Source organism: Variovorax sp. J22P240 (assembly GCF_030316855.1).
GTDB lineage: Bacteria > Pseudomonadota > Gammaproteobacteria > Burkholderiales > Burkholderiaceae_C > Variovorax.
Window position 1 is genome coordinate 31,520 of sequence record NZ_JASZYR010000005.1, and the last position, 26,681, is coordinate 58,200.

General features: G+C 66.2%; 28 protein-coding genes. 22 read left to right on the forward strand and 6 right to left on the reverse strand.

Going from position 1 to position 26,681, the window contains the following annotated elements; all coding sequences use genetic code 11:
• Nucleotides 1-14: 14 nt before the first annotated feature.
• The 3 genes from lipB to QTI24_RS14965 are packed head-to-tail and all read right to left on the reverse strand — an operon-like array spanning nt 15 to nt 1,899.
• On the reverse strand, nt 15-698 hold the full coding sequence (lipB, locus tag QTI24_RS14955; protein ID WP_503011269.1) for a lipoyl(octanoyl) transferase LipB: 684 nt from the start codon (nt 696-698) through the stop codon (nt 15-17).
• On the reverse strand, nt 698-997 hold the full coding sequence (locus tag QTI24_RS14960) for a YbeD family protein (RefSeq protein WP_286601461.1): 300 nt from the start codon (nt 995-997) through the stop codon (nt 698-700). The genes lipB and QTI24_RS14960 overlap by 1 nt, the downstream gene beginning before the upstream one ends.
• Entirely contained in the window at nt 994-1,899 is a 906-nt protein-coding gene (locus tag QTI24_RS14965) for a D-amino acid aminotransferase (RefSeq protein WP_286601462.1), read from the reverse strand. Before QTI24_RS14965 ends, QTI24_RS14960 begins: the two co-directional genes overlap by 4 nt.
• A 171-nt stretch (nt 1,900-2,070) precedes the next feature.
• Here QTI24_RS14965 and QTI24_RS14970 point away from each other — a divergent pair, with 171 nt between their 5' ends.
• The 19 genes from QTI24_RS14970 (at nt 2,071) to QTI24_RS15060 (ending at nt 22,206) form a co-directional block, all read left to right on the forward strand.
• The gene (locus QTI24_RS14970) at nt 2,071-2,559 is read left to right on the forward strand and encodes an ATP synthase subunit I (protein ID WP_286601464.1); all 489 of its coding nucleotides are present in this window, start codon (nt 2,071-2,073) and stop codon (nt 2,557-2,559) included.
• A 12-nt stretch (nt 2,560-2,571) separates the two neighbouring features.
• The gene (gene atpB, locus QTI24_RS14975; protein ID WP_286601466.1) at nt 2,572-3,441 is read left to right on the forward strand and encodes a F0F1 ATP synthase subunit A; all 870 of its coding nucleotides are present in this window, start codon (nt 2,572-2,574) and stop codon (nt 3,439-3,441) included.
• A gap of 58 nt (nt 3,442-3,499) precedes the next feature.
• A complete protein-coding gene (gene atpE, locus QTI24_RS14980) occupies nt 3,500-3,763 on the forward strand; it encodes a F0F1 ATP synthase subunit C (protein WP_019657641.1) in 264 nt (87 codons plus the stop codon).
• An 80-nt stretch (nt 3,764-3,843) separates the two neighbouring features.
• A complete protein-coding gene (locus QTI24_RS14985) occupies nt 3,844-4,314 on the forward strand; it encodes a F0F1 ATP synthase subunit B (protein ID WP_286569560.1) in 471 nt (156 codons plus the stop codon).
• Nucleotides 4,315-4,321: 7 nt separating this feature from the next.
• On the forward strand, nt 4,322-4,855 hold the full coding sequence (locus QTI24_RS14990; RefSeq protein WP_286601468.1) for a F0F1 ATP synthase subunit delta: 534 nt from the start codon (nt 4,322-4,324) through the stop codon (nt 4,853-4,855).
• Nucleotides 4,856-4,892: 37 nt separating this feature from the next.
• Nucleotides 4,893-6,446: a F0F1 ATP synthase subunit alpha gene (gene atpA / locus QTI24_RS14995; RefSeq protein ID WP_286601469.1), complete on the forward strand. Its 1,554-nt coding sequence runs from the start codon at nt 4,893-4,895 to the stop codon at nt 6,444-6,446.
• 21 nt (nt 6,447-6,467) lie between these two features.
• Nucleotides 6,468-7,343 carry a F0F1 ATP synthase subunit gamma gene (atpG, locus tag QTI24_RS15000; RefSeq protein WP_286601470.1) on the forward strand — a complete coding sequence of 292 codons (876 nt, stop codon included), beginning with the start codon at nt 6,468-6,470 and terminating at the stop codon, nt 7,341-7,343.
• A gap of 43 nt (nt 7,344-7,386) precedes the next feature.
• Nucleotides 7,387-8,802: a F0F1 ATP synthase subunit beta gene (gene atpD, locus QTI24_RS15005; RefSeq protein WP_286601471.1), complete on the forward strand. Its 1,416-nt coding sequence runs from the start codon at nt 7,387-7,389 to the stop codon at nt 8,800-8,802.
• 9 nt (nt 8,803-8,811) lie between these two features.
• Nucleotides 8,812-9,231 carry a F0F1 ATP synthase subunit epsilon gene (locus QTI24_RS15010; protein ID WP_286569566.1) on the forward strand — a complete coding sequence of 140 codons (420 nt, stop codon included), beginning with the start codon at nt 8,812-8,814 and terminating at the stop codon, nt 9,229-9,231.
• Between the two features lie 226 nt (nt 9,232-9,457).
• Nucleotides 9,458-10,627 (forward strand): ROK family protein, encoded by a 1,170-nt coding sequence (locus QTI24_RS15015; protein WP_286601924.1) that lies wholly within the window; start codon nt 9,458-9,460, stop codon nt 10,625-10,627.
• Nucleotides 10,624-12,156: a sugar ABC transporter ATP-binding protein gene (locus tag QTI24_RS15020; RefSeq protein WP_286601472.1), complete on the forward strand. Its 1,533-nt coding sequence runs from the start codon at nt 10,624-10,626 to the stop codon at nt 12,154-12,156. Before QTI24_RS15015 ends, QTI24_RS15020 begins: the two co-directional genes overlap by 4 nt.
• A complete protein-coding gene (locus QTI24_RS15025) occupies nt 12,125-13,147 on the forward strand; it encodes an ABC transporter permease (protein ID WP_286601473.1) in 1,023 nt (340 codons plus the stop codon). Before QTI24_RS15020 ends, QTI24_RS15025 begins: the two co-directional genes overlap by 32 nt.
• 53 nt (nt 13,148-13,200) lie before the next feature.
• Complete coding sequence (locus tag QTI24_RS15030; RefSeq protein ID WP_286601474.1) at nt 13,201-14,163, forward strand: substrate-binding domain-containing protein; 963 nt, start codon at nt 13,201-13,203, stop codon at nt 14,161-14,163.
• 131 nt (nt 14,164-14,294) lie between these two features.
• A complete protein-coding gene (locus QTI24_RS15035; RefSeq protein WP_286601475.1) occupies nt 14,295-15,461 on the forward strand; it encodes a Gfo/Idh/MocA family protein in 1,167 nt (388 codons plus the stop codon).
• A 100-nt stretch (nt 15,462-15,561) separates the two neighbouring features.
• The gene (locus QTI24_RS15040) at nt 15,562-16,623 is read left to right on the forward strand and encodes a ligase-associated DNA damage response exonuclease (protein ID WP_286601476.1); all 1,062 of its coding nucleotides are present in this window, start codon (nt 15,562-15,564) and stop codon (nt 16,621-16,623) included.
• A complete protein-coding gene (locus QTI24_RS15045; RefSeq protein ID WP_286601477.1) occupies nt 16,620-18,266 on the forward strand; it encodes an ATP-dependent DNA ligase in 1,647 nt (548 codons plus the stop codon). Before QTI24_RS15040 ends, QTI24_RS15045 begins: the two co-directional genes overlap by 4 nt.
• Entirely contained in the window at nt 18,263-20,908 is a 2,646-nt protein-coding gene (locus QTI24_RS15050) for a ligase-associated DNA damage response DEXH box helicase (protein ID WP_286601478.1), read from the forward strand. Before QTI24_RS15045 ends, QTI24_RS15050 begins: the two co-directional genes overlap by 4 nt.
• Nucleotides 20,909-20,945: 37 nt before the next feature.
• Nucleotides 20,946-21,608, forward strand: a complete 663-nt coding sequence (pdeM, locus tag QTI24_RS15055) for a ligase-associated DNA damage response endonuclease PdeM (protein WP_286601479.1) — start codon at nt 20,946-20,948, stop codon at nt 21,606-21,608.
• A 22-nt stretch (nt 21,609-21,630) separates the two neighbouring features.
• Entirely contained in the window at nt 21,631-22,206 is a 576-nt protein-coding gene (locus QTI24_RS15060) for a Crp/Fnr family transcriptional regulator (RefSeq protein ID WP_286601481.1), read from the forward strand.
• A 12-nt stretch (nt 22,207-22,218) separates the two neighbouring features.
• On the opposite strand, the gene QTI24_RS15065 is transcribed toward QTI24_RS15060, so the two are convergent.
• Genes QTI24_RS15065 through QTI24_RS15075 form a run of 3 tightly spaced genes read right to left on the reverse strand, consistent with a single transcriptional unit; the run spans nt 22,219 to nt 24,314 of the window.
• Nucleotides 22,219-22,737, reverse strand: coding sequence for a TPM domain-containing protein (locus tag QTI24_RS15065; RefSeq protein WP_503011263.1), 519 nt, complete (start codon nt 22,735-22,737; stop codon nt 22,219-22,221).
• Between the two features lie 2 nt (nt 22,738-22,739).
• Nucleotides 22,740-23,699: a TPM domain-containing protein gene (locus tag QTI24_RS15070; RefSeq protein WP_286601482.1), complete on the reverse strand. Its 960-nt coding sequence runs from the start codon at nt 23,697-23,699 to the stop codon at nt 22,740-22,742.
• Between the two features lie 18 nt (nt 23,700-23,717).
• On the reverse strand, nt 23,718-24,314 hold the full coding sequence (locus QTI24_RS15075; RefSeq protein WP_286601483.1) for a LemA family protein: 597 nt from the start codon (nt 24,312-24,314) through the stop codon (nt 23,718-23,720).
• Nucleotides 24,315-24,359: 45 nt separating this feature from the next.
• Between QTI24_RS15075 and QTI24_RS15080 the strand changes: the two genes are divergently transcribed.
• From QTI24_RS15080 to QTI24_RS15090, 3 genes are all read left to right on the forward strand, one after another.
• Nucleotides 24,360-25,133, forward strand: a complete 774-nt coding sequence (locus tag QTI24_RS15080) for a hypothetical protein (protein WP_286601485.1) — start codon at nt 24,360-24,362, stop codon at nt 25,131-25,133.
• A 76-nt stretch (nt 25,134-25,209) separates the two neighbouring features.
• Nucleotides 25,210-25,662 (forward strand): YybH family protein, encoded by a 453-nt coding sequence (locus QTI24_RS15085; RefSeq protein WP_286601486.1) that lies wholly within the window; start codon nt 25,210-25,212, stop codon nt 25,660-25,662.
• On the forward strand, nt 25,662-26,645 hold the full coding sequence (locus QTI24_RS15090) for a YheT family hydrolase (RefSeq protein WP_286601487.1): 984 nt from the start codon (nt 25,662-25,664) through the stop codon (nt 26,643-26,645). Before QTI24_RS15085 ends, QTI24_RS15090 begins: the two co-directional genes overlap by 1 nt.
• Nucleotides 26,646-26,681 lie beyond the last annotated feature (36 nt).

Sequence of the window (26,681 nt, forward strand, 5' to 3'; positions counted from 1 at the left end):
CTCTTTGGCGGGGCTCAAGGTGCGAGGTAGGCGCCGAGCTTGTTGCCCAGCACCTGCGCGGCTTCGTCCCAGGTTGTTTGAACGCCGATTGTAGAAAGATCGACGATTTTCAGCCCCGCGTAGCCGCAAGGGTTGATGCGCGAGAAGGGTTCCAGGTCCATCGCCACGTTGAGCGCGACGCCGTGGTAGGTGCAGTGGCGGCTGACCTTGATGCCGAGTGCGGCGATTTTTCCGAGGCCGCGAAACGGGTCGTCGGGATGCACGGGGCCGGTGAGCGCGGCATGCGAAAAGGGATCGTCGAGCCGCACGTAGATGCCGGGGGCACCGCCCACGCGGTGGCCGGTGACGCCGAAATGAGCGAGCGTGCGGATCACCGATTCCTCGATGCGGTAGACGTATTCCTTGACGTAGTAACCGGCACGCCGCAGGTCGATCAGCGGGTAGGCGACCACCTGGCCGGGCCCGTGATAAGTCACCTGGCCGCCGCGGTCGGTCTGCACGACCGGAATATTGCCCGGGTTCAACAGATGGTCGGCCTTGCCCGCGAGGCCCTGGGTGTAGACCGGTGCGTGCTCGCAGAGCCAGAGCGCGTCGGCCGAGTCCGCGTCGCGCTCCTGAGTCCATTGCCGCATCGCGGCGTAGGCCTCGGCATAGTCGACGCGGCCGAGCAGCGCGACATCGGGCGCCCAGGCAGCGATCAGAGCACCACCTTCACCATCGGATGGCTCGACAGGGCGCGGTACAGGTCGTCGAGCTGCTCGCGGCTGGTGGCGGTGACGGTGATCGTCACGCCGAGGTAGTTGCCGGCCTTGCTGGGGCGAAGTTCGATGGTCGTCGCGTCGAAGTTCGGGTCGAACTGCTCGGCGATCAACGTCACGGCGTGCACGAAGCCGTCGACCTTCGCGCCCATGACCTTGATCGGGAACTGCGAGGGGTACTCGATCAGCGATTCCTTGCGCGCGTCGATCGGCGCGTCCGGCGGGGTGGGGGTGTTCATGCGGTGACTCCGTTGTCTTGCGTGCTGCGCGCCTTCGCCTGCTCATAGCCGGCATGGAGCGCCTGGTAGATGGGGCCGGGGCGACCGGTGCCGATCGTTTGTCCGTCGAGCGTCACGACGGGCAGCACTTCCTTGCTGGCAGATGACAGCAGGAGTTCGTCGGCGTCGAACACTTCGTTGCGCGCGATGCGTCGCAGCGTGAACGGGATTCCGGCGTCGGCGCAGATCCGCTCGATCAGCCCGTAGCGAATCCCGGCCAGCACCAGCTCGTCCCTGGGTGGGCCGAACACTGCACCGCGCTTCACCACCCAGACGTTGCTGGACGAGGCCTCGCTGAGCCAGTCGCCGCGGAACATGATGGTTTCGGCCGCACCGGCCTCGACGCTGATCTGTCGCGCCAGCACCGCGCCCAGCAGGCTGGTGCTCTTGATGTGTGCTTTCTGCCAGCGGAAGTCCTGCGCGCTCACGCAGGCGACGCCCTTGGCACGAACTACTTCAGGCACCGGCTTCATCGGATTGACCATGACGAACACCGTCGGCGTGAGGCCCTGCGGCATCGCGTGGTCGCGGGGAGCCACGCCGCGCGTCACCTGGATATAGACGCCTTGCATGCCCGCACGCACCGCGGACGGTGCAGCATCGATCAGGCGAATGGCAACCGCACGCCATTCCGCGTGGGAGAGAGGGTTCTTGATCTGCAGCTCGGAGAGCGAACGATCGAGGCGCGCCATGTGCTCGTCGAAGCAGAACAGACTCCCACCGTAGACGGGCACGACCTCGTAAACGCCGTCGCCGAAGATGAAGCCCCGATCGAGCACGCTGACCTTGGCATCCCGCAGCGCGGTGTAGCTTCCGTCGAGGTAGCAGAGCGAGTCGGGGAGGGCGTCTGTGATCGGGTGCATGAGGAATTATCGTGGGGGCGCTTCCGCGGATTCCAACCCTGGGGCGATACCGCAGCGGGGCGCAAGGATCATTTCCTCCACTGCCCCTCGAACTCGGCGGAACCCCGTGGCTTTTTACCTATAATCAATGGCTTTGTAGAAATTCTGGGTCGTCATCCGGGCTTCATTCCAATGAAAACAATCGCCCGCGATGTCTCGAAGAACGTCCATGAGGACAGTTCCGATCTGGACGAGGATTTCAAGCCGTTGACCGCCGAGGAGGCCCAACGGCTACGCGACAGGAAGCCGTTGATCTCGCCATGGCGCGTGATCGCGGTTCAGGTCGTAGCGGGACTGCTGGTGGCGTTGGTCGCTTGGGGTCTGACAGGGAGGCAAAATCTGGGATGGTCCGCCGGATACGGCGCACTGGCAGTGGTTGTTCCATCTGCGGTGTTCGCACGGGGGCTGACCGGACGGTTTTCGTCCCTGAATCCAGGCACTGCGGTGTTTGGGTTCTTCTTGTGGGAAATGGTCAAGATGGCCTTGACGGTGGCGATGCTGATCGCCGCGCCAAGGCTGGTAGTGGCGCTGAGCTGGCCGGCAATGCTGATCGGCTTGGTGGTGACAATGAAGGCAGCTTGGGTGGCGGTGATGCTGGCCCCCAAGCGCCTGAAACTTTGAGACGAGTAACGGATGGCTGCTGAAAACGCTGCGGAACACGGTATGACCGCTGGTGAATACATCGTTCACCATTTGACGCATCTTCAAAGCTCGAAGCCCGGAGGCGTCGCCGACCTCTCCGTATTCAATTTCGATTCGCTGTTCTTCTCGATCGCGCTCGGCGCGCTCGGCTGCTGGCTCCTGTGGCTGGCCGCGCGCAAGGCCACCTCTGGCGTGCCGGGGCGATTCCAGGCCGCGGTCGAGATTCTGGTCGAAGTCGTCGACCAGCAGGCCAAAGGCATCGTGCACAACGCCGAGAGCCGCAAGTTCGTGGGTCCGCTGGCGCTGACGATCTTCCTGTGGATCTTCATGCTCAATGCGATGGACCTGCTGCCCGTCGACCTGCTGCCCGCCATCTGGGCGCAGCTCTTCGGCGCGACCGGCCACGACCCGCACCATGCGTACCTGCGCGTCGTGCCGACGGCCGACCTCTCGGTGGCCATGGGCTTCTCGGTCACGGTGCTGTTGATCTGCATCTACTACAACATCAAGATCAAGGGCCTGGGCGGCTGGGTGCACGAACTCTTCACCGCGCCGTTCGGCAACCACTGGGCGCTGTACCCCTTCAACTTCGCGATGCAGATGATCGAGTTCATCGCCAAGACCGTGTCGCACGGCATGCGTCTGTTCGGCAACATGTATGCCGGCGAACTGATCTTCCTGCTGATCGCCCTCATGGGCGGCGCATGGACCCTGTCGGCTACCGGGGTCTTCCTGGCCCTGGGTCACATCATCGCGGGCACGGCCTGGGCCATCTTCCACATCCTGATCATCACGCTGCAAGCCTTCGTGTTCATGATGTTGACGCTGGTCTACGTGGGCCAGGCACACGATCACCACTGATCATCCCGTTCGTTTTCGTTTTTCTTTTCTCTTCAACCAAAGTCCTCTAGGAGTCATCATGGAAGTTATCAGCTTTGTCGCACTGGCCGCCGGCCTGATCATCGGTCTGGGCGCTGTCGGTGCTTGTATCGGCATCGGCATCATGGGCAGCAAGTACCTCGAATCGGCTGCACGTCAACCCGAACTGATGGGCGAACTGCAAACCAAGATGTTCCTGCTGGCTGGTCTGATCGACGCCGCGTTCATTATCGGTACCGGTATCGCGCTGTGGTTCGCAACGGCCAACCCTTTCCTCTCGCAAATCGCCAACCTGCCGAAGTAATCGGGTCCAGGCTTTCTCGTCGAACCCATGTCGTTCTTCGTTGAATGGCCGCGGATTCATTCCCAAAGAGAGGGTGAAAAGTGAGCATTACCGGTACCCTGATCATCCAGATGATCGTGTTCCTGATTCTTGTCGGGTTCACGATGAAGTTTGTGTGGCCGCCGATCGCGAAGGCGCTGGACGATCGTGCCCAGAAGATCGCCGAAGGCCTCGCAGCCGCCGACAAGGCCAAGAGCGAACTGTCTGCCGCCAACAAGCGCGTGGAAGTCGAACTCGGCCAGGCGCGCAACGAGTCCGCCCAGCGTCTTGCCGATGCCGAACGTCGTGCGCAGGCCATCGTTGAAGAGGCCAAGGCCCGCGCCACGGAAGAAGGCAACAAGATCGTTGCGGCCGCCCGCGTGGAAGCCGACCAGCAGGCCCTCAAGGCGCGTGAAGCACTGCGCGAGCAGGTCGCTGCGCTGGCCGTCAAGGGCGCTGAGCAGATCCTGCGCAAGGAAGTGAATCCGGCCGTCCACGCCGATTTGCTCGCCCGCCTGCAAACGGAACTCTGATCAAGCCATGGCAGAACTCGCCACCATTGCACGTCCCTACGCCGAAGCGCTGTTCAAGGCGTCTTCGTCGGACCTGGCCGGTGCCGGCGCATGGCTCGAAAAAGTCGCAGCCATCGCCAGCAACCCAGAGCTCCAGCAGTTCGCGGACAACCCCAAGGCCACGCCCGAACAGGTGCTCGGCGTCGTCGCCGGTGCCCACGGTTCGCCGCTGCCGCCCGCAGCGAACAACTTCCTGACGGCGTTGCTCGAGAACGGTCGCTTCACCGCGCTGCCGGAAATCGCGAAGCAATTCCGGACGCTGGCGAACGCGCAGAGCGGCTCCTCCGATGCGGTGGTGTACAGCGCCTTCCCGATCGATGCCAGCGCTCTGGGAACCGTTGCCGCCACGCTCGAAAAGCGCTTCGGCCGCAAGCTGCAGGTCACGGTCCAGCAGGATCCGTCGCTGATCGGCGGCATTCGTGTGGTGGTCGGCGACGAGGTGCTCGACACCTCCGTCAAAGCGCGCCTTGAACAAATGAAAGTTGCGCTGGCAGCCGCCTGAGGCCGTCAGCCCCTTACAAAGAAAGAAGGAAAGAGTCATGCAACTCAATCCCGCAGAAATTTCCGAACTGATCAAGAGCCGCATCGAGGGTCTCGGCGTCAGCGCGAACATCCGCAACGAAGGCACCGTGGTGTCGGTGACCGACGGCATTGTGCGCGTGCACGGCCTGTCGGACGCGATGCAGGGTGAAATGCTCGAGTTCCCGCCCAGCGCCGACGGCACGCCGTCGTTCGGCCTCGCGCTGAACCTCGAGCGCGACTCGGTCGGCGCCGTGATCTTGGGCGAGTACGAGCACATCTCCGAAGGCGACACCGTCAAGTGCACGGGTCGCATTCTCGAAGTGCCGGTCGGCCCCGAACTCATCGGCCGCGTGGTGAATGCCCTGGGCCAGCCGATCGACGGCAAGGGTCCGGTCAACGCCAAGATGACCGACGTGATCGAAAAGGTCGCTCCCGGCGTGATCGCCCGTAAATCGGTCGACCAGCCGATGCAGACCGGCCTGAAGTCCATCGACTCGATGGTGCCGATCGGCCGTGGCCAGCGCGAGCTGATCATCGGCGACCGCCAGACCGGCAAGACAGCCGTGGCGATCGACGCGATCATCAACCAGAAGGGTCAGAACATGACCTGCGTCTACGTCGCGATCGGCCAGAAGGCTTCGTCGATCAAGAACGTGGTGCGCGCTCTGGAACAAGCTGGCGCGATGGAATACACCATCGTGGTTGCGGCCTCCGCTTCGGAATCGGCCGCCATGCAATACGTGTCGGCCTACTCGGGCTGCACGATGGGCGAATACTTCCGCGATCGTGGCCAGGACGCGCTGATCGTCTATGACGACCTGTCCAAGCAAGCCGTGGCATATCGCCAGGTCTCGTTGCTGCTGCGCCGCCCGCCAGGCCGCGAAGCCTATCCCGGCGACGTGTTCTATCTCCACAGCCGTCTGCTCGAGCGCGCAGCCCGCGTGAACGCCGACTACGTCGAAGCCTTCACCAAGGGTGAAGTCAAGGGCAAGACCGGTTCGCTGACCGCACTGCCGATCATCGAAACGCAAGCCGGCGACGTGTCCGCCTTCGTTCCGACGAACGTGATCTCGATCACCGACGGCCAGATCTTCCTGGAAACCAACCTGTTCAACGCCGGTATCCGCCCCGCCATCAACGCCGGTATCTCGGTGTCGCGCGTGGGTTCGTCGGCGCAGACCAAGGTCATCAAGGGCCTGTCCGGCGGTATCCGTACCGACCTGGCGCAGTACCGTGAACTGGCTGCGTTCGCGCAGTTCGCTTCGGACCTCGACGAAGCGACTCGCAAGCAGCTCGATCGCGGTGCCCGCGTGACCGAACTGCTGAAGCAGGCGCAGTACAGCCCGCTGCCCATCTCGCTGATGGGTGCCTCGCTGTTCGCGGTCAACAAGGGCTTCATGGACGACCTGGACGTGAAGAAGGTTCTGTCCTTCGAACACGGCCTGCACCAGTTCCTCAAGTCCAGCCACGGCCCGCTGCTCGACAAGATCGAACAGGCCAAGGCCATCGACAAGGACGCCGAGGCCGAGCTGACCGCAGCCGTCACGTCGTTCAAGAAGTCGTTCGCCTGATCGACCACGCAAGGAGCCCCAATGGCAGCTGGTAAGGAAATCCGCGGCAAGATCAAATCGGTGGAGAACACCAAGAAGATCACCAAGGCCATGGAAATGGTGGCCGCGTCGAAGATGCGCAAGGCGCAGGAACGCATGCGTGCCGCCCGCCCCTACAGCGAGAAGATCCGCAACATCGCGGCCAATCTCGGCCAGGCGAACCCGGAGTACACGCACGCCTTCATGAAGACGCACGACGCGAAGGCGTCGGGCTTCATCCTCGTCACGACCGACAAGGGCCTGTGCGGTGGCATGAACACCAATGTGCTTCGCGCCTTGACTGCCAAGATGCGCGAGGAGCAGTCGGCTGGTGTCGCCATCGAGGCGGTCGCGATCGGCAACAAGGGCCTCGGGTTCCTGAACCGTGTCGGCGCGCGCGTGGTCTCGCATGTCACCCAGTTGGGCGACACGCCGCACCTCGACAAGCTGATCGGCCCCGTCAAGGTGCTGCTCGACGCGTACGCCGAAGGCAAGCTCAGCGCGGTCTACCTCTGCTACACCAAGTTCATCAACACGATGCGCCAGGAGTCGGTGGTCGAGCAACTGCTGCCGCTGCAGGCCGACTCGCTGAAGGTCGAAAAGGGCCAGCATTCGTGGGACTACATCTACGAGCCCGATGCGCAAAGCGTGATCGACGAGCTGCTGGTGCGCTACGTGGAATCGCTGGTGTACCAGGCCGTGGCCGAGAACATGGCTTCGGAGCAGTCGGCGCGCATGGTCGCGATGAAGTCGGCCACCGACAACGCGGGCAACGTGATCAACGAACTCAAGCTGGTCTACAACAAGACCCGCCAGGCAGGCATCACCAAAGAGCTGTCGGAGATCGTTTCGGGCGCCGCGGCGGCCGCGGGCGTCTGAGCCCTTCGGACCTCAACAGATTTAAATTTTTATCGGAGCAGACATGGCTCAAGCAGAAGCAGTTCAAGGCAAGATCGTTCAATGTATCGGCGCCGTGGTCGACGTGGAATTTCCGCGCGACAAGATGCCCAAGATCTACGACGCCTTGAAGTACGAAGGCGGCGGGCTGACCCTCGAGGTGCAGCAGCAACTCGGCGACGGCGTGGTGCGTACCATTGCGCTCGGCTCGTCCGACGGCCTGCGTCGCGGCCTGATCGTGACCAACACCGGCGCACCCATCACGGTGCCCGTCGGCAAGGCGACGCTCGGTCGCATCATGGACGTGCTGGGTCGTCCCATCGACGAGCGTGGGGACGTGGGCCAGGAGCTCACCGCCTCGATCCACCGCAAGGCACCCGAGTACGACGAACTCTCGCCCTCGCAAGACCTGCTGGAAACCGGCATCAAGGTGATCGACCTGGTTTGCCCTTTCGCCAAGGGCGGCAAGGTGGGCCTGTTCGGCGGCGCCGGCGTGGGCAAGACCGTGAACATGATGGAGCTCATCAACAACATCGCCAAGGCGCACTCGGGTCTGTCCGTGTTTGCCGGCGTGGGTGAGCGCACTCGCGAAGGGAACGACTTCTATCATGAGATGGCGGACTCCGGCGTCGTGAACCTCGAGAACCTGCCTGAGTCGAAAGTGGCCATGGTCTACGGCCAGATGAACGAGCCCCCGGGCAACCGTCTGCGCGTGGCGCTGACCGGCCTGACCATCGCCGAGTCGTTCCGCGACGAAGGCCGTGACGTTCTGTTCTTCGTCGACAACATCTACCGCTTCACGCTGGCCGGTACCGAAGTGTCGGCTCTGCTGGGCCGCATGCCTTCCGCCGTGGGCTACCAGCCGACGCTAGCCGAGGAAATGGGCCGCCTGCAAGAGCGGATCACGTCGACCAAGGTCGGCTCGATCACCTCGATCCAGGCCGTGTACGTCCCTGCCGACGACTTGACCGACCCGTCGCCCGCCACGACCTTCGCCCACTTGGACTCGACCGTGGTGCTGTCGCGTGACATCGCCTCGCTCGGTATCTACCCGGCCGTGGACCCGTTGGACTCGACCTCGCGCCAGCTCGACCCGCTGGTGGTTGGCGAAGAGCACTACAACGTGGCCCGCGCCGTGCAAGGCACGCTGCAGCGCTACAAGGAACTGCGCGACATCATCGCGATTCTGGGCATGGACGAACTGGCACCGGAAGACAAGCTGGCCGTGGCTCGCGCCCGGAAGATCCAGCGCTTCCTGTCGCAGCCCTTCCACGTTGCCGAAGTGTTCACCGGCTCGCCTGGCAAGTACGTGCCGCTGTCGGAGACCATCCGCGGCTTCAAGATGATCGTGAACGGCGAAGCCGACCACCTGCCGGAACAAGCGTTCTACATGGTGGGCGGCATCGACGAGGCGTTCGAAAAGGCCAAGAAGGTCGCTTAAGGAATCACCATGGCAGGCACCATTCACGTGGACGTGGTCAGCGCCGAGGAGTCCATCTTCTCGGGCGAGGCCAAGTTCGTCGCGCTCCCCGGCGAAGCTGGCGAGCTCGGCATCTACCCGCGCCACACGCCGCTGATCACGCGCATCCGCCCCGGCGCGGTGCGCATTGAAACGGCCGACGGCGGCGAGGAATTCGTCTTCGTGGCCGGCGGCATCCTGGAAGTGCAACCCAACACGGTGACCGTGCTGTCCGACACCGCGATCCGCGGCAAGGACCTCGACGACGAGAAAGCCAACGTGGCCAAGGCCGCCGCCGAGGAAGCGCTGAAGAACGCCAAGACGGACATCGACATCGCGATGGCTCAGTCGGAACTGGCCGTGATGGCTGCCCAGCTGGCCGCACTGCGCAAGTACCGCCAGAAGAAGTAAGCGGCACCGCTCGCTTCGAACAAAAAAGCCGCCTTCGGGCGGCTTTTTCCATTTGCGCGTCGCTTTAGCGTCACTTCGGCTCGAATTTGTCCGAAGTTAAGTCTTGTTCGGCTGAAGCTCCGACCCTAGTATTCGCCTGCGCTCCGACCTGTCACACCGGCGGAGGCGAAGAAGAACACGACGGAGACAACGCTTGGCCCCTTGGAGCCGACTGACCGCGGACGAGATGCAACTGCTGGAGACCACCTTCTGGTCAGCCGGCGGGTCGCGCCATGGCATGGCCGAACAACTGGGTTTCTCCAAGAGCAAGGCCAACTCGCTGATCGCCGGCCTCGTCGAGCAGGGGCTGCTCGCGGAAGCGGGACTGCAGCGGTCGTCGGGCGGCCGGCGCCCCGAAAACCTGCAACTGCATGGCGGCCTTGGCGCGCTGGTGGGTGTCGACATCGGCGCCACGAGCCTCGATGTGGCCGTTCTTGCCCCCGACCTGGCGGTGCTGGCGCACCACGCGGAACCTACCGACGTGCGCGAAGGCCCGGGTGTCGTGCTGGCCCGCGTACGCGTGCTGGTCCGCGAGCTTCTGGCGCGGGCGGGCTTCGACGCCAGGCAGGTCATCGGCATCGGCATCGGTGTGCCGGGCCCCGTGAACTTCGAAATCGGGCAACTGGTCAACCCGCCGCTGATGCCGGCCTGGGACAGCTTCTCGATCCGCGACTATCTACGCGAAGACTACGCAGCGCCAGTGTTCGTCGATAACGACGTCAACCTGATGGCGCTGGGCGAACTGTGGCGGCTGAAGCGTTCGCTCTCCAACTTCCTCGTGATCAAGGTGGGCACCGGCATCGGCTGTGGCATCGTGTGCCATGGCGAGGTGTATCGCGGCGCCGCCGGTTCTGCCGGCGACGTCGGCCACATCTGCGTCGACCAGGAAGGCCCGCGCTGCCACTGCGGCAATCTCGGATGCGTCGAGGCGATGGCGGCGGGTCCGGCGATCACCCGCATGGCGGTTCAGGCAGCCGAAGCCGGCGAGAGCGCGGCGCTGGCCGAATGCCTGCGCACGCAAGGCCGCATCGAAGCAGTGGATGTCGGCCAGGCCAGTCGTGCCGGCGATGCGGCGGCCAACGCCATCGTGCAGCGCGCCGGCAGCCTGATCGGCCAGATGCTCGCGTCGATCGTCAACTTCTTCAATCCGTCGCACGTGTTCATCGGCGGCGGCATCACGCGCATCGGCCCGCTGTTTCTCGCGGCCGTGCGGCAGAGCGTGTATCAGCGCTCGCTCGCCCTGTCGACGCGGCACCTGGAGATCCAGTACACGCCGCTGGGCGCGCAGGGCGGTCTCATCGGCGCGGGCGTGCTGGCCATGCAAGAGACGCTCAAGGCCCGGGGAGTGGCGCCATGAGCCCATCGAACCCCCAAGTGCTGAGCCCCAAGGCGGCCGTCTCTGTCGAATTCGAGAAGGTGGTGAAGTCCTTCGGCCCCGTCGAGGTGCTGCACGGCGTGAGCTTCTCGCTCGAACCCGGCCGCATTTACGGCTTGCTCGGCGAGAACGGCGCGGGCAAGTCGACGCTGATGAAGATCCTCGCGGGCTACGAATCGCTGACGGGCGGCAGCTTGCGAGTCAACGGCGAGCTGCACGAGTTCGCCAGTTCGCGTGATGCGGAGGCGCTGGGCATCGTGCTGATCCACCAGGAGTTCAACCTTGCGGAGGATCTGAGCGTCGCGCAGAACATCTTCCTCGGCCACGAAAAGAAGAGGGGCTGGCTGCTCGACGACGTGGCGATGGAGCGCGACGCCGCCGCCGCGCTCGCGCAGGTCGGGCTGAACATCGATCCGACGACGAAAGTGCGCCGACTGATCGTCGCCGAAAAGCAGTTGGTCGAGATCGCCAAGGCCGTCTCGCGCCACGCGCGGCTGCTGATCATGGACGAGCCCACCGCCACGCTCACGCCCGGCGAAACCGAACGCCTCTTCAGGCTGATCGCGCAACTCCGCGCGGACGGCGTGACCATCGTCTACATCTCGCACAAGCTCGACGAAGTGGAGCGCGTGACGGACGAAGTGATCGTGATGCGCGACGGCCGCTTCGTGACCCGGGCGCTGACGTCGGACGTCACACGCCACCAGATGGCGAATCTGATGGTCGGCCGTGAGTTGGCCGACCTGTATCCGCCCCGTGATGCGGTGGTCACGGACTCCGCGCCCGCGATGCAGGTGCGCAACTTCACGGTGCCTGGCTGGGCCGACAACGCGAGCTTCGAAGTGCGCCCCGGCGAGATCCTCGGCTTCGCAGGTCTGGTGGGTGCTGGTCGCACGGAGCTGTTCGAAGGCCTGCTGGGCCTGCGCCCCGCCAGCGGCACGGTAGAGATCCAGGGCCGCGCGGTGAGCCTGCGCAACCCTCGCCAGGCTGCCCTGCACGGCCTGACCTACCTCAGCGAAGACCGCAAGGGCAAGGGCCTGCACGTGCACCTGGGCCTGCGCCAGAACCTCACGCTCATGGCGCTCGAACGCTACGCCAAGCCGTGGCTGCAGCCCGACGCCGAACGCGCCGCGCTGGCCGACGCCGTGAAGGACTACGGCATTCGCACCGGCGATCTCGATGCGCGCGCCTCGTCGCTCTCTGGCGGCAACCAGCAGAAGCTGGCGCTCGCGAAGGTACTGCAGCCACAACCCAAGGTCGTCGTGCTCGACGAGCCGACGCGCGGCGTCGACGTCGGTGCCAAGCGCGACATCTATTTCCTGATCCAGCGCCTGGCCCGCCAGGGGTTGGCCGTGATCGTCGTCTCGTCCGAACTGATGGAGTTGATCGGTCTGTGCCACCGCGTCGCGGTGATGCGGGCCGGCCGGCTCGTCACGACGCTGGACGCCGACCATCTCACCGAAGAGGAGCTCATCGCTCATGCCACCGGAACCGCCCCCAGCCACGCCTGAGGCCGCTGCGGCCCATCGCGGCGACGCCAAAGCGCACTGGCTTCACCGCCTGCACGGCTTCGGCCCCGTCATCGGCCTGGTGCTGCTGTGCATCGCCGGCACGCTGCTCAACGGCGATTTCGCCACGCTCGACAACGCGATGAACGTGCTCACTCGCACGGCCTTCATCGGCATCATCGCGGTCGGCATGTGCTTCGTGATCATCTCCGGCGGCATCGACCTGTCGGTGGGCTCGATGGCCGCACTGATCGCCGGCTGCGTGATCATGTTTATCAATGCCATGGGCCCGGCGCTTGGCTCGCCGCTGTTGGCGGTGATGCTCGGCGCGGTGCTCGCCGTGGTGCTGGGAGCGACTTTCGGCCTTGCGCACGGCCTGCTGATCACCAAGGGGCGTATCGAGCCCTTCATCGTGACGCTGGGCACGCTCGGCATCTTCCGCGCGTACCTGACCTACTTTGCCGATGGCGGCGCGCTCACGCTCGACAACGAACTCTCGGACCTCTACGCGCCCGTCTACTACGCGAGCCTGCTGGGCATTCCGGTGCCGGTGTGGATCTTCTTCATCGTCGCGGTGATCGGCGGCGTGATCCTCAACCGCACTGCTTACGGCCGCTATGTGCAGGCGATCGGCTCGAACGAGCAGGTGGCGCGCTACGCCGCCGTCGGCGTGGACGGCGTGAAGATCCTCACCTACGTGCTGCTCGGCGTCTGCGTCGGCATCGCGACCCTGCTCTACGTGCCGCGGCTCGGCTCGGCATCGCCGACGACCGGGCTCCTGTGGGAGCTGGAGGCGATCGCCGCGGTGATCGTCGGCGGCACCGCGCTCAAGGGCGGCGCGGGCAGCATCACCGGCACCGTGATCGGCGCGATCCTGCTTTCGGTCATCAGCAACATCCTGAACCTCACCAGCATCATCAGCGTGTACCTCAACGCGGCGGTGCAGGGCATCGTGATCATCGTCGTCGCCTTCCTGCAGCGCGGGCGACGCTGATGCGCGTGGATTTCCGTCCGTTCCATTTCATTCACCACAAGGAGACAAGCAGCATGACTTCCATCACCCGACGCCTGGCGCTGAGCGCCGTCGCCGCCGCGAGCTTCGCGGCCTTTCCGTCCCTCGCGGCCGAGCCGGTGAATCTCGGCGTGTCGATCCCGGCGGCGACGCACAGTTTCATGGGCGGCATCAACTACTGGGCCAACCAGGCAAAGAAAGACCTGGAGAAGGAGCACAAGGACCTGAAGATCACCATCAAGACGGCAGCCAACGCGCCCGAGCAGGCCAACCAGCTGCAGGACTTGTCGACGGTGACGAAGATCAACGCGCTGGTGATCTTCCCCTTCGAGTCGGCCGCGCTGACCAAGCCGGTGGCCCAGGTCAAGGCCAAGGGCACCTACGTCACCGTGGTCGACCGCGGCCTGACCGACACCAGCGCGCAGGACGCGTACGTCGCGGGCGACAACACCGCCTTCGGCAAGATCCCGGCCGAGTACATCGCGAAGAAGCTCAACGGCAAAGGCAACGTGGTTGCGCTGCGCGGCATTGCCACCACGCTCGACAACGAACGCATGGACGCCTTCAACAGCGTGCTCAAGAATTACCCCGACATCAAGCTGCTCGACGCCAAGTACGCCAACTGGAACCGCGACGACGCCTTCAAGGTCACGCAGGATTACCTGACGCGCTTCAAGAACATCGACGCCATCTGGGCCGCTGACGACGACATGGCCGTCGGCGTGCTGAAGGCGGTTGAGCAGGCCAAGCGCGACGACATCAAGGTGATCTTCGGCGGCGCCGGCGCCAAGGGCATGGTCAAGACCATCATGGACGGCAAGGACAAGCGCATCGACGCCGACGTGAGCTATTCGCCGAAGTTCATCTACGACGCGATCAAGCTCACGGCAGAGGCGCGCCTGAAGGGCGAGAAGCTGCCGGCGACGACGATCATTCCTTCGGTGCTGATCACGAAGGACAACGCGAAGAGCTTCTATCACCCCGATAGTCCGTTCTGAGCTCGCCCCCAGGCTGCGCGCACTTCGTGTCGCTTCGCCTACCCCCTGACCGGGGGCAACACCAGCGGACCGGCAAAGCCGGTTCCGCGGTGTTTCACCAACGGCGCGCGCTTCGCGGCGCATGAATACCCATGACTCACGATACTTTTCAACGCAGGCTGCGCTACGCCATGGTTGGCGGGGGGCGTGACGCTTTCATCGGCGCGGTGCATCGCAAGGCGATCGCGCTTGACGGACAGGTCGATCTCGTTGCGGGCGCGCTGTCTTCGAGTCCGGAGAAGGCCAAGGCGTCGGGGCGCGACCTGTTCCTGGCGGACGACCGCAATCACGGTGATTGGCAATCCTTGCTCGACGACGAAGTGAAGCGGCCGCTCGATGAGCGGGTCGACTTCGTTTCGATCGTCACGCCGAACCATGTGCACTTTCCGGTGGCGCATGCCTTTGTGGAGGCGGGCTTTCACGTGGTGTGCGACAAGCCGCTCGTGCATACCAGCGATCAGGCCGATGCGCTGGTGGACGCGGTGGCGCGCAAGGGCACGGTGTTTGGCGTCACGTACAACTACACCGGCTACCCCATGGTCCGGCAGGCGCGGGAGATGGTGCGCACTGGCGAGTTGGGCGAGATCCGCAAGGTGGTCGTCGAATACAACCAGGGCTGGCTTGCGACGCGGCTCGAAGGGGAAGGCAACAAGCAGGCGGCCTGGCGCAGTGACCCGGCGCGCAGCGGCGCGGCAGGTGCCATCGGCGACATCGGTTCGCACGCGGAGAACCTGGTAGCCACGGTCACGGGGCTGGAGATCGAAAGCCTCTGCGCGGACCTGAGTTCGATGGTGGCCGGGCGTGCACTCGATGACGATGGCAACGTGCTGCTGCGCTTTCGGGGCGGCGCGCGCGGCGTGCTGATTGCATCGCAGATCAACACGGGGCTGGAGAACGACTTGCGGCTTCGCGTCTCGGGCTCGCTGGGCACGCTCGAGTGGCGGCAGGAGCGGCCGAGCGAGTTGGTGCACCTGCCGCACGATGGGCCGAAGCGCATCTTCACGCGGGGGGCGCCCTGGCTGTGCGAGGCGGCACAACGCGCGAGCCGGTTGCCGGCCGGGCATCCGGAAGGCTTCATCGAGGCTTTCGCGAATGTCTATGGCGGCGTCGCGGCGGATATTCGCGCCAGGCTCTCGGGCGTGCCGGCCGATCCGCTGGCCGTGGACTATCCCCACTTGGAAGATGGCGCACGCGGGGTGCGCTTCATCGAACGCACCGTGGCTTCTGCACAGAGCGAGGCCAAGTGGACGGCGTGGTGAGCTGAGCGGTACCGCCAAGGCGTAGGCCACTACCGACAACGCGTCGAGCCAGGGTCGCGACACAGGATCGGGCGGCACGACCTACGATGGCGGCCGCGCCATGATCCATCCATCGACCGATGCCTCTGCTTCAAGCGACCTCGTCGTCGCTCGCCCCGAGGGCCTCTACTGCCCGCCGGGCGATTTCTATATCGACCCGTGGCGCCCGGTCGATCGCGCCGTCATCACGCACGCGCACTCGGACCATGCACGCGTGGGCCACGGCCGCTATCTCGCGCACACCGACAGCGCAGGCACGCTGCGCACCCGGCTCGGCGAGATCGCGCTGCAGACGCTGGCGTATGGCGAGAGCATCGTCCACCACGGCGTGCGGCTGTCGCTTCATCCGGCAGGCCACGTGCTTGGATCGGCACAGGTGCGGCTCGAGCATGGCGGGCGGGTATGGGTCGCGTCGGGCGACTACAAGACCGAGCCCGACAGCACCTGCGTGCCCTTCGAGCCGGTGCCTTGTGACACCTTCATCACCGAGTCGACCTTCGGCCTGCCGATCTACCGCTGGCCGACACAGCAGGTGCTGTTCGCCGAGATCAATGACTGGTGGCGCTCCAACGCGCAGCAGGGCAGGGCGTCGGTGCTGCTCTGCTATGCGTTCGGCAAGGCGCAGCGGATCCTGCACGGCGTGGACGCGAGCATCGGACCGATCGTGGTGCACGGCGCGGTCGAGCCGCTGAACGCCGTCTATCGCGCAGCCGGAGTCGCCTTGCCTCCCACTTTGCGCGTGAGCGACCCGGGTGTCGATGCGGCGCTGCTCCAGCGTGCGCTGGTGCTCGCGCCGCCGTCGGCGCAAGGCACGCCATGGATGCGCCGCTTCGGCAACTACTCGGATGCCTTCGCGAGCGGCTGGATGCAGCTGCGCGGCACGCGGCGGCGCCGAGGTGTGGACCGCGGCTTCGTGATGTCGGACCACGCCGACTGGCCCGGTCTGCAGCAGGCCATCGCCGGGACCGGCGCGGAACGCGTGTTCGTCACGCACGGCAGCGTGGCCGTGATGGTGCGATGGCTGAGCGAGAACGGCCTGGATGCGCAAGCCTTCCGGACCGAGTACGGAGATGAGGACGCAGAGAGTGGCGCAGAGGCCGCAGCCACCACGGCAACGCCATGAAGCAGTTCGCCGCGCTCTACCGTGAGCTGGACGCGACCACTTCAAGCCTGGCGAAGCAGGCGGCCCTGCAGCGCTATTTGCAGAGCGCCGCGCCAGAGGATGCCGCTTGGGCCGTGTACTTTCTCTCCGGCGGAAAGCCGCGGCAACTCGTTCCCTCCAAGTTGCTGCGGCTGCTGGCGCAAGAGGCCGCAGGCTTGCCCGAGTGGCTCTTCGACGAAAGCTACGAGGCCGTCGGCGACCTGGCCGAGACCATCTCGCTCTTGCTGCCCCCGCCCGACGAAACGCACGACCTCGGGCTTGCGGCCTGGATCGAGCAACATCTCCTGCCCTTGCGAAAGACCCCGCCCGATGCACTGGCGGACGCCCTGCGTTCGCAATGGAAGCGACTGGCCGCGGAAGAGCGGCTGGTGTACTTCAAGCTCATCACCGGCGGCTTTCGCGTCGGCGTCTCGCGGCTGCAGGTCACTCAAGCCTTGGCGGCCGTCGGCGGGCTCGATCCCAAGCGTGTCGCGCAGCGGCTCATGGGCTACACGCACATCAGCGGCCAGCCGACGGCTGCCGACTACGCCGCATTGATCGCGCCGGAAAGCACGGGCGAACTCGATCAGCAGACGAGCGGACAGCCCTATCCCTTCTTCCTTGCGCATCCGTTCAACCTGCCTGTCGAAGCATTCCAGACCACGATCGGCCCGCCGTCGCAATGGATCATCGAATGGAAGTGGGACGGCATTCGTGCGCAACTGGTCAAGCGCGCCGGGCAAGTGTGGCTGTGGTCGCGCGGCGAGGAGCTTGTGACCGATCGCTTCCCCGAACTGGCGGTGATGGGCGAGGCGCTGCCCGAAGGCACGGTGCTCGACGGCGAGATCGTGGTGTGGCGCGACGATCGGGTGCAGCCCTTTGCCGAACTGCAGAAGCGCATCGGGCGCAAGACGCTGGGCCCGAAGCTGCTGCGCGAGATCCCCGTCGTGCTGCTGGCCTATGACCTGCTCGAATGGCAGGGGCGCGACCTGCGCGCGCTGCCGCAGCAGGAGCGCCGGGTGCAGCTCGACGATCTACTCGCCGACGCGCAGCACCCGTCGCTCCTTGCCAGCCCGATGCTGCACGGAGCAAGCTGGGACGATTTCGCACGCCAGCGCGAAGCCGCTCGCTCGATGGGCGTCGAGGGGATGATGCTCAAGCAACGCCATGCGCTCTACGGCGTCGGCCGCACGAAGGACGTGGGCGTGTGGTGGAAGTGGAAGATCGACCCGCTCTCCGTCGACGCCGTGCTGGTCTATGCCCAGCGCGGCCACGGCCGTCGCGCGAGCCTCTACAGCGACTACACCTTCGCCGTGTGGGACGGGCCGTCCGAAGCCGGGGATCGCAAGCTCGTTCCCTTCGCGAAGGCCTACTCGGGGTTGACCGATGCCGAGATGGCGCGCGTGGATGCGGTGATCCGCAAGACCACCGTGGAGAGCTTCGGCCCGGTCCGCAGCGTGCGTCCGACGCTGGTGTTCGAACTGGGCTTCGAAGGCATCGCGCGAAGCACCCGGCACAAGAGCGGCATCGCGGTGCGCTTTCCGCGCATGCTGCGCTGGCGGGAGGACAAGCCTGTGGAAGAAGCCGATACCCTGCAAACGCTCGCCGCGCTGCTTCCCTCATGAAGATCACGAAGCGCGCACTGGACGAGTGGTTCGCCGCGCGCGGCTGGAAACCCTTCAAGTTTCAGCGTCAAGTGTGGAAGGCCATCGCGGACGGTCATTCGGGTTTGTTGCACGCGACCACGGGTGCCGGCAAGACCTACGCGGTCTGGCTCGGTGCGCTGCTCGCGTTTGCGGGCGAGGCGAAGGAGCGGCGCACCGGCGCTCGCCACGCGCCGCCGCTCACCGTGCTCTGGCTGACGCCGATGCGCGCGCTGGCGGCCGACACCTTGCGCGCCTTGCAGCAGGCCCTGGACGGCTTCGGTGCAGAGGCGCACGCCTGGAGCGCCGGTGCACGAAGCGGCGATACCAGCGCGGCCGAACGCAGCGCACAGAACCAGCGGCTTCCCACCGTGCTGGTGACCACGCCGGAGAGCTTGTCGCTGCTGCTCTCGCGCGCCGACGCGAAGGAAGTGCTCGGTACTCTGCGCATGGTGGTCGTCGATGAATGGCATGAACTGCTCGGCAGCAAGCGCGGCGTGCAGGTGCAGCTTGCGTTGGCTCGACTGAGGCGCTGGAACGCAGGGCTTCGCGTGTGGGGCATGTCGGCCACTCTGGGCAATCTGGATGAGGCGATGCGCACGCTGCTGGGCAGCGAGCCGGGCGTGCTGGTGCAGGGCGAAGTGCCCAAGACGCTGGTCATCGATTCGCTGCTGCCCGGCCGCGCCGAGCGATTTCCGTGGGGCGGGCACCTGGGTCTCACGATGCTGCAGCAGGTCATCGACGAGATCGCGGCCAGCACCACCACGCTGGTCTTCACAAACACGCGCTCCCAATCGGAGATCTGGTATCAGGCGATGCTCGAAGCGCGGCCGGACTGGGCCGGGCAGATCGCGCTGCATCACGGCTCGCTCGATCGTGCCGTCCGCGAATGGGTCGAGCTTGGCCTGAAGAACGGCGAACTGCGTGCGGTGGTCTGCACGTCGAGCCTGGACCTGGGCGTGGACTTCCTGCCGGTCGAGCGCGTGCTGCAGATCGGTTCGCCCAAGGGCGTGGCGCGACTGCTGCAGCGCGCGGGGCGCTCGGGCCATGCGCCGGGGCGGCCGTCGCGGATCACGCTGGTGCCGACCCACAGCATCGAAATCGTGGAAGGCGCGGCTGCACGCGCCGCGATCGCGGCCGGCCACATCGAGGCCAGGACTTCGCCAGAGCAGCCGCTGGATGTGCTGGTCCAGCACATGGTGACGATCGCGCTGGGCGGCGGTTTCCTGCCCGATGCGCTGTACGACGAGGTGCTTGAGACCGTCGCCTATGCCAACTTGTCGCGCGAGAGCTGGCAGTGGTGCCTGGATTTCGTGTCGCAAGGCGGTCCATCGCTCTCGGCCTATCCGGACTACCGACGCGCCGTGCCTGATGCGGCGGGCGTCTGGCGTGTGCCCGATGCACGGCTCGCGCGTCGCCATCGGTCGAACATCGGAACCATCGTGAGCGATGCGAGCATGTCGGTGCAGTTCGTCAGCGGCGGCAAGATCGGCAGCGTGGAGGAGGGCTTCGTCGCGCGGCTGAAGCCCGGCGACTGCTTTCTGTTCGGCGGACGCCTGCTGGAACTGGTCCGCATCCACGACATGACGGCCTGGGTCCGGCGCGCGAGCGGAAAGCGGCCCGCCGTGCCGCGCTGGAATGGTGGGCGCATGCCGCTGTCGAGCACGCTGGCCGATGCCGTGGTGCAGCAGCTCGCGCTCGCCGGCGAAGGCCGCTACGACACGGCCGAACTCCGGTGCGTGCGCCCCTTGCTCGACATCCAGCAGCGCTGGTCCGCGCTCCCGACGCCGCAGACACTGCTCGCAGAAGTGCTGAGGACGCGGGAGGGATGGCACCTGTTCCTCTACCCGTTCGCCGGGCGACCCGTGCACCTGGGCCTCGCGAACCTCATTGCGTGGCGCGTTGCGCAGCACGAGCCGCGCACCTTCTCGATCGCGGTGAACGATTACGGCTTCGAACTGCTGAGCGCGACGGAAGTCGACTGGCCGACCCTGCTGCCGCAGGTGCTCGTGGCCGGACATGACGCCCAGGCGCTGGAGGCCATCGCGCAGCATGACGAGCGCACGGCGCTGCTGCACGAGGTGCTCGCGTCGCTGAACGCGAGCGAGCTCGCACGGCGGCGCTTCCGCGAGATAGCCCGGGTGTCCGGCCTCATCTTCCAGAGCTTTCCGGGTGAAAGACGGAGCAACAAGCAGCTTCAGGCGTCGTCCTCGCTGTTCTACGAGGTGTTTCGCAAGTACGACCCGGCGAATCGCCTGCTGCAGCAGGCCGAGGAGGAACTGCTCGCGCAGGAACTGGAAATCGGCCGCCTCCGTGCCAGCCTCTTGCGCATGGCGACGCAGCGGCTGGTCGTGCAATCGCCGACACGTCCCACGCCCTTTGCCTTTCCGTTGATGGTGGAGCGATTCCGAGAAAAGCTCTCCAACGAAAGCGTGGCGGACCGCATCGCGCGCATGGTGCAGCAACTGGAGACGGCCGCGGGCGGTGCGATGCAAGTCGGCGATGCGGAACAGGTCAGGGAGACGCTGCGCTTCGGCCAGGAGCAGACGTCGGACGCGAACGCGCCCGGGGACGCGGCTTCGCACAGAAAGCGCAAGGCCTCCCGGCCGCTTCCTCCGCTGTGAGCCGGCTGGGCATCCCGGCATCTGGGAAACTCGAAGCGTGATCTCCACCCCGAAAGCCTGCCGCGTCGAACTGGCGGGCCAACAGATCGAACTCCTGCCCGACCCGGCCCTGTGGTGGCCGGCCGAACGTGTGCTGTTCATCGCCGATCTCCACCTGGGCAAGGCGGCCACCTACCGTGCGCTCGGCCAGCCGGTGCCCAGCGGCACCACGCAAGCGAATCTGGCGCGCCTCGATCGGCTGATCGATCGCCATGCGCCGGGCGAGATCGTGTTCCTCGGGGACTTCCTGCACGCCGCCCAGGCTCGCACATCGCAGTTGCTGGCCGCGGTCGAGGCATGGCGTGACCGGCATCCGGCGCTGGCCTGTACGCTGGTGCGGGGCAATCACGACAGCCGCGCCGGCGACCCACCCGCCTCGCTGCGAATCGGCGTCGTGGACGAGCCGCATCCCGTCGGGCCGTTCGCCGCCTGCCATCACCCTCAGCAACAGCCCGCGCGCTTCGTGCTGGCGGGCCATGTCCATCCGACCTTGAAGTTGCACGGACGCGGTCGCGACAGCGTGCGACTGCCGTGCTTCGTGCAGGAGGGCGATCAGCTGATACTGCCTGCCTTCGGCGAGTTCACCGGTGGCTGGCGGGTCGATGCCGCACCGGATCGCCGTTTCTATGCGGTCGGCGGTGATGCCGTATGGAAGGTGTGAAATCGATGTGCAAAATGGCCCCATGGACAACCCTGGCGAAGTGAACCCCGGCGTGGATCTGCGCGAGCACGCCGTTTACCTGTTGACGGAAATCGCGCCGATGGCCGACATGGCGTTCGAAGAGGCGCGCGTCGTGGTCGATGCCATGCGGCCCGTGCACGTGCTGGCCGACACACTCCTGTTTCAAGAAGGGGATGCGGTCGGCAACGACTACATGGTCCTCGTGCTGGAGGGCCAGGTCCGCGCGGAGACGAGCACCGGCATGCCGGGCGAGGACGTGGTGATCTCCGTCATCGGTCCGGGCAGCCTGATCGGCGAGATGGGCGTCATCGACGGTGGCCCGCGCTCGGCGAGCTGCACGGCGATCACCGACGTCAAGATGGGCGTGCTCTCGCGCGCCGCTCTCATGACGCTGATCGCGGAACACCCTGCCGCGGCGGCGCGCCTGATGCTGGGCTTGTCCAAGGGGCTCGCCGAGCGGCTGCGCGAAAGCAATCGTCGGCTGCGCACGGTCTCGCAGGTTACGCGCGCCTTGCAGTCCGAACTGGACGCGGCGCACTCGGTGAACCGCAGGCTGCTCGATTCGCAGGATCTCTGAAGTCTCTCCGCCTCAGAGCACCACGGGCTCGTCAGGCAGTTCGTTGCTGTCGGCCTGGCCTTCGGCGAGCGGAAAGTGCTCGACCAGCAGCGCCGAGACTTCTTCGAGTGCCTGGGTGAGGCCGTCCTCGAAGCGCCCGTCGCGGAAAGCCGCGCCCATGCGTTGCGCCATCGCGGCCCACTGGTCATCGCTCACGCGCGCGTCGATGCCGCGGTCCGCCACGATTTCGATCGCGTGCTCGGCGAGCAGCAGGTAGATCAGCACGCCGTTGTTGTCCTCGGTGTCCCACACGCGTAGCTTGCCGAACAGCGTGATCGCGCGTTCGCGCGGCCGTGCGTCGCGCCACAGGTAGGACGTCGGCAGTCCGGCCTCGACGCAGATGCGGATCTCGCCGCTGTGCCGCCGCTCGCTCGCGCCGACGCGGCGCTCCAGGCGTTCGAGCAGATCGGGCGGCAAGGCGCGGCGCACCTCGGCTTCGTCGACCCAACGATGGCGCCAGAGCCGCGCGAGACGGGAAAGCATCGATGCCATGGTCACCAGTCTCCCGAGGCGCCACCGCCACCAAAGTCACCGCCGCCACCGGAACTGAATCCTCCGCCCGAGGAACCGCCGCCCCAGCCTCCACCGCCGCCGCGTCCTGCGCCCCAGCCGCCCAGTCCGCCGCCCAGTGCGCCGCCCAGTGCACCCCCACCCAAGCCGCCGCCGCGCCGCCCGGCGCCAGCGCCGAAGGCCATCGACAGCAGGGTGAAGAGCAGGGCGCCCAGGCCGGCCAGCACCGCGATCACGATGCTGGACGTCAGCACCATCACGACGACCCCGGTAAGCCCGCCCATCGCGAGCGAGCCCGGGATCTTCCCGAGGATGCGGCGCGCGATCGGCCCGCCCACCAGCACGGCGATGAAGAAGAACACCGCGAGGTCCTGCCAGTTGAATCCCTCGCTGCCGCCGCGGCCGTCGCTGAAGTCACCGCCGCGCGCATCCACCTCGGGCAGCGCCTCGCCCTTGACCCTTGCAATGAGCTGGTCGGCCGCGGCGTCGAGCCCGCCGGCGAAGTCGTTCTGCCGGAAGCGCGGCTTCATCGCGTCATCGATGATGTGCGCGGCCGCGAGGTCGGGCACCGCGCCCTCCAGCGACTTCGCGACCTCGATGCGCATCTTGCGGTCGTTCTTGGCGACCACCACGAGGATGCCGTCGCCGACCTGCTTGCGGCCGATCTTCCATTCGTTGCCGACCCGGTTGGCGTAGCTCGCGATGTCCTCGGGCTGCGTGGTCGCGACCATCAGCATCACGATCTGCGAACCCTTCTGCTGCTCGAAAGCCTGCAGCTTGGCTTCGAGCGCCGCGCGCTGCGCTGCGCTCAGCGTGCCCGTCTGGTCGATGACGCGCGCGTTGAGCGCGGGCACCGGCAGCAGATCCTGCGCGTGCGCACCGAAGAGCGCGCACGCCAGCAGCAGAAAGGCCGTCAGCGCGTGCCGGAAGCGGACAGCCGTCATGGCGGGTCGCTGCTGCGCCTACTTCTTGGGCGCGTTGAAATCGACCGTCGGCGGCGTCGAGATCTGGGCTTCGTTCTGCACCGTGAAGTTGGGCTTGGGGTCGTAGCTGAACACCTTGGCCGTCAGATTGGTCGGGAAGCTGCGCGCGAGCACGTTGTATTCCTGGACGGTCTTGATGTAGCGGTTGCGTGCCACGGTGATGCGGTTCTCGGTGCCTTCCAGCGTCACGCGCAGATCGCGGAAGGCCTGGTTGGCCTTGAGGTTGGGGTACTGCTCGGCCACGACCATCAGGCGCGACAGCGCGCCCGATAGTTCACCTTGCGCCTGCTGGAACTTGTTGAAGGCCTCGGGGTTGTTGAGCGTCTCGGGCGTCACCTGGATCGAGGTGGCCTTGGCGCGCGCCTCGATGACCCTGGTGAGCGTTTCCTGCTCGAAATTGGCTTCGCCCTTGACCGTGGCGACGATGTTCGGCACCAGGTCCGCGCGGCGCTGGTATTGATTGAGCACTTCGCTCCAGGCCGACTTGCTCGCCTCGTCGAGACGTTGGAAATCGTTGTAGCCGCAGCCCGCCAGCGTCAGCGCTGCGAGGATGATCAGTAGCCAGCGTTTCACCATGATGGCGCTCCCAGGTTGCGAAGTTCGCGAAGGTAGCATAGATGGATGGCGGTCGACCCTCTTCAAGTCCTGCAGGCCGCGAATCGCAGGCCAGCGCCAAGCCTTGCGGCCGGCGATTCGGCGGGCACCTTGCTGATCGCCGGCGCCACCGGCGCGCTCGGCCATGAACTGGTGCGGCGCCTTGCCGGCAGGCATCGCTTCGACCACACCCGCGTGCTGGCGCGCGAGCCCATTCGCGACGGGCTGCCGGGCGTCGAAACCGTGGTCACGCCGAGCACTCCGATCGCGCAATGGCCGGTCCTGAAGGCCGATACCGCGTTGATCTTGTTCGAGCCGCCGCGTCTCTATTACGACCGCGAACGCGCGCTGTGGACGCCGGAGCCCGCGCAGCTGCCGGCGCTCGCCGCCTGGCTGCGCGAGTGCGGCGTGCAGACCCTGGCCGTCGTGCAGCCGCATGCACAAGGACGGCTGCCGGAAGCGCTGAAGCGCGGCCTCGCCAGCCTCGACGAACAGGCGGTCGTGGCACTCGGCATCGATCGTGTGATCCTCGTGCGCTCGGCGCAGAAGCCGGCACCGGAGCGCCTTGCCAATCCCGCCGAGCGGCTCGCCGCATGGATGCTGTCCATCGGCCGGTTCATGGTGCCGGCGAGCGAGCAGCCGGTGCGTGCGTCGAAGGTGGCCGAACTGGTCGACGTGGCGTTGCGCATCGCGCCGCCGGGCGTGCACGTCGCCGCGCCCGAATTGGTCTGGCGGGCGGCGCAGGGCGAACTGCGCGCCGTCGTGGAAGGCTGGGTGACGCCGGCATTGCCCGCTCCATGATGCGAAACCGCGCTACGCCGCGACACGTCGTCCTTCTCCGCCCGAGGCAAAATCGACGCATCCGACAGCACCATCCATGTCCACCAAGACCAAACTCCGTGCCGCCACCGTCGGCGGCACCGCCGACGACATCGAAACGGCCTTCTACGAGGCCTTGCAGCGCGGCGACGTCGATTCGCTGATGGACTGCTGGGCCGACGAGGAGGAAATCTTCTGCGTTCACCCCGGCGGCCCGCGCCTCGTGGGCGCCGACGCGATCCGTGGGGCGTTCGAGCACATGTTCGGCAATGGCGCCATCCATGCGACGCCGGCCCGCGTGCGCAAGGTCGAATCGCTCGCGAGCGCGGTGCACAACGTGCTGGAGCGCATCGAGGTCATCACCGCCGAAGGGCCGCGCCATGCCTTCGTGCTGGCCACCAACGTCTATCACAAGACCCCGCAAGGATGGCGGATGGTCGCCCATCACGCCAGTCCGGGCAGCGCCCAGGATCCCGGGGACACGGGCGACGCACCCCAGACCATCCACTGATGCAATACGTCGCGCCCCGTTGGTTGCCGGGCGGCAACCTGCAGACCATCTGGCCCGCGCTCTATGCGCGGCGTGTCGAGGCGCCTTTGCCCGACTACCGCCGCGAGCGCTGGACCACGCCGGACGGCGATTTCATCGACGTCGATTTTCTCGAAGCCGCTGCGCCGCGGCCGCTGGCGAGGCCGCTGTTGGTGCTGTTCCACGGCCTCGAAGGCTCGTCCCGCAGCCACTACGCCGAGGCCTTCGCCGCCTTTGCGATGGAGCGGGGCTGGGACTACGCGGTGCCGCATTTCCGTGGCTGCAGCGGCGAGCTCAATCTGGGGCCGCGTGCCTATCACTCGGGCGATTTCGAGGAAGTCGGCTGGATCCTCGCTCGGCTGCGCGCTCGGCAGGAACAGAACGGCGGCGGGTCGATGCTGGCGGCCGGCGTCTCGCTCGGCGGCAATGCGCTGATGCGCTGGGCGGAAGAGGCGGGCGGCGAGGCCTCGAAGCTGGTCAGCGCCGTCGCTTCCATCTCGGCACCGCTCGATCTCGCCGCGGGAGGCGAGGCCATCGGGCGGGGCTTCAATCGGCTGGTCTACACACGCATGTTCCTGTCGACCATGAAGCCCAAGGCACTGGCGAAGCTGGCGCAGCATCCTGGGCTTTTCGACCGCGACAAGCTCCTGGCGGCCCGGAATCTGTACGACTTCGACAACGTCTTCACGGCACCTCTGCACGGCTTTCGCGACACGGACGACTACTGGACGCGGGGCTCGGCCAAGCCGCTTCTGCATACGATCCGCGTTCCCGCGCTCGTGGTGAACGCCGCCAACGATCCCTTCGTCCCCGCGAGCAGCCTGCCGCGCAAGGGCGAGGTCGGAAGCCACGTCACGCTATGGCAGCCCGCGCACGGCGGCCACGTCGGTTTTCCGCTCGGCTCGCCGCCAGGGCACGTCCGAGGCATGCCCGAGCGCGTCGTCGATTGGCTGGCCGGACGCTGATCCCCAGCCTGCTCCCGGGCGGAGCAAAATGGCCCA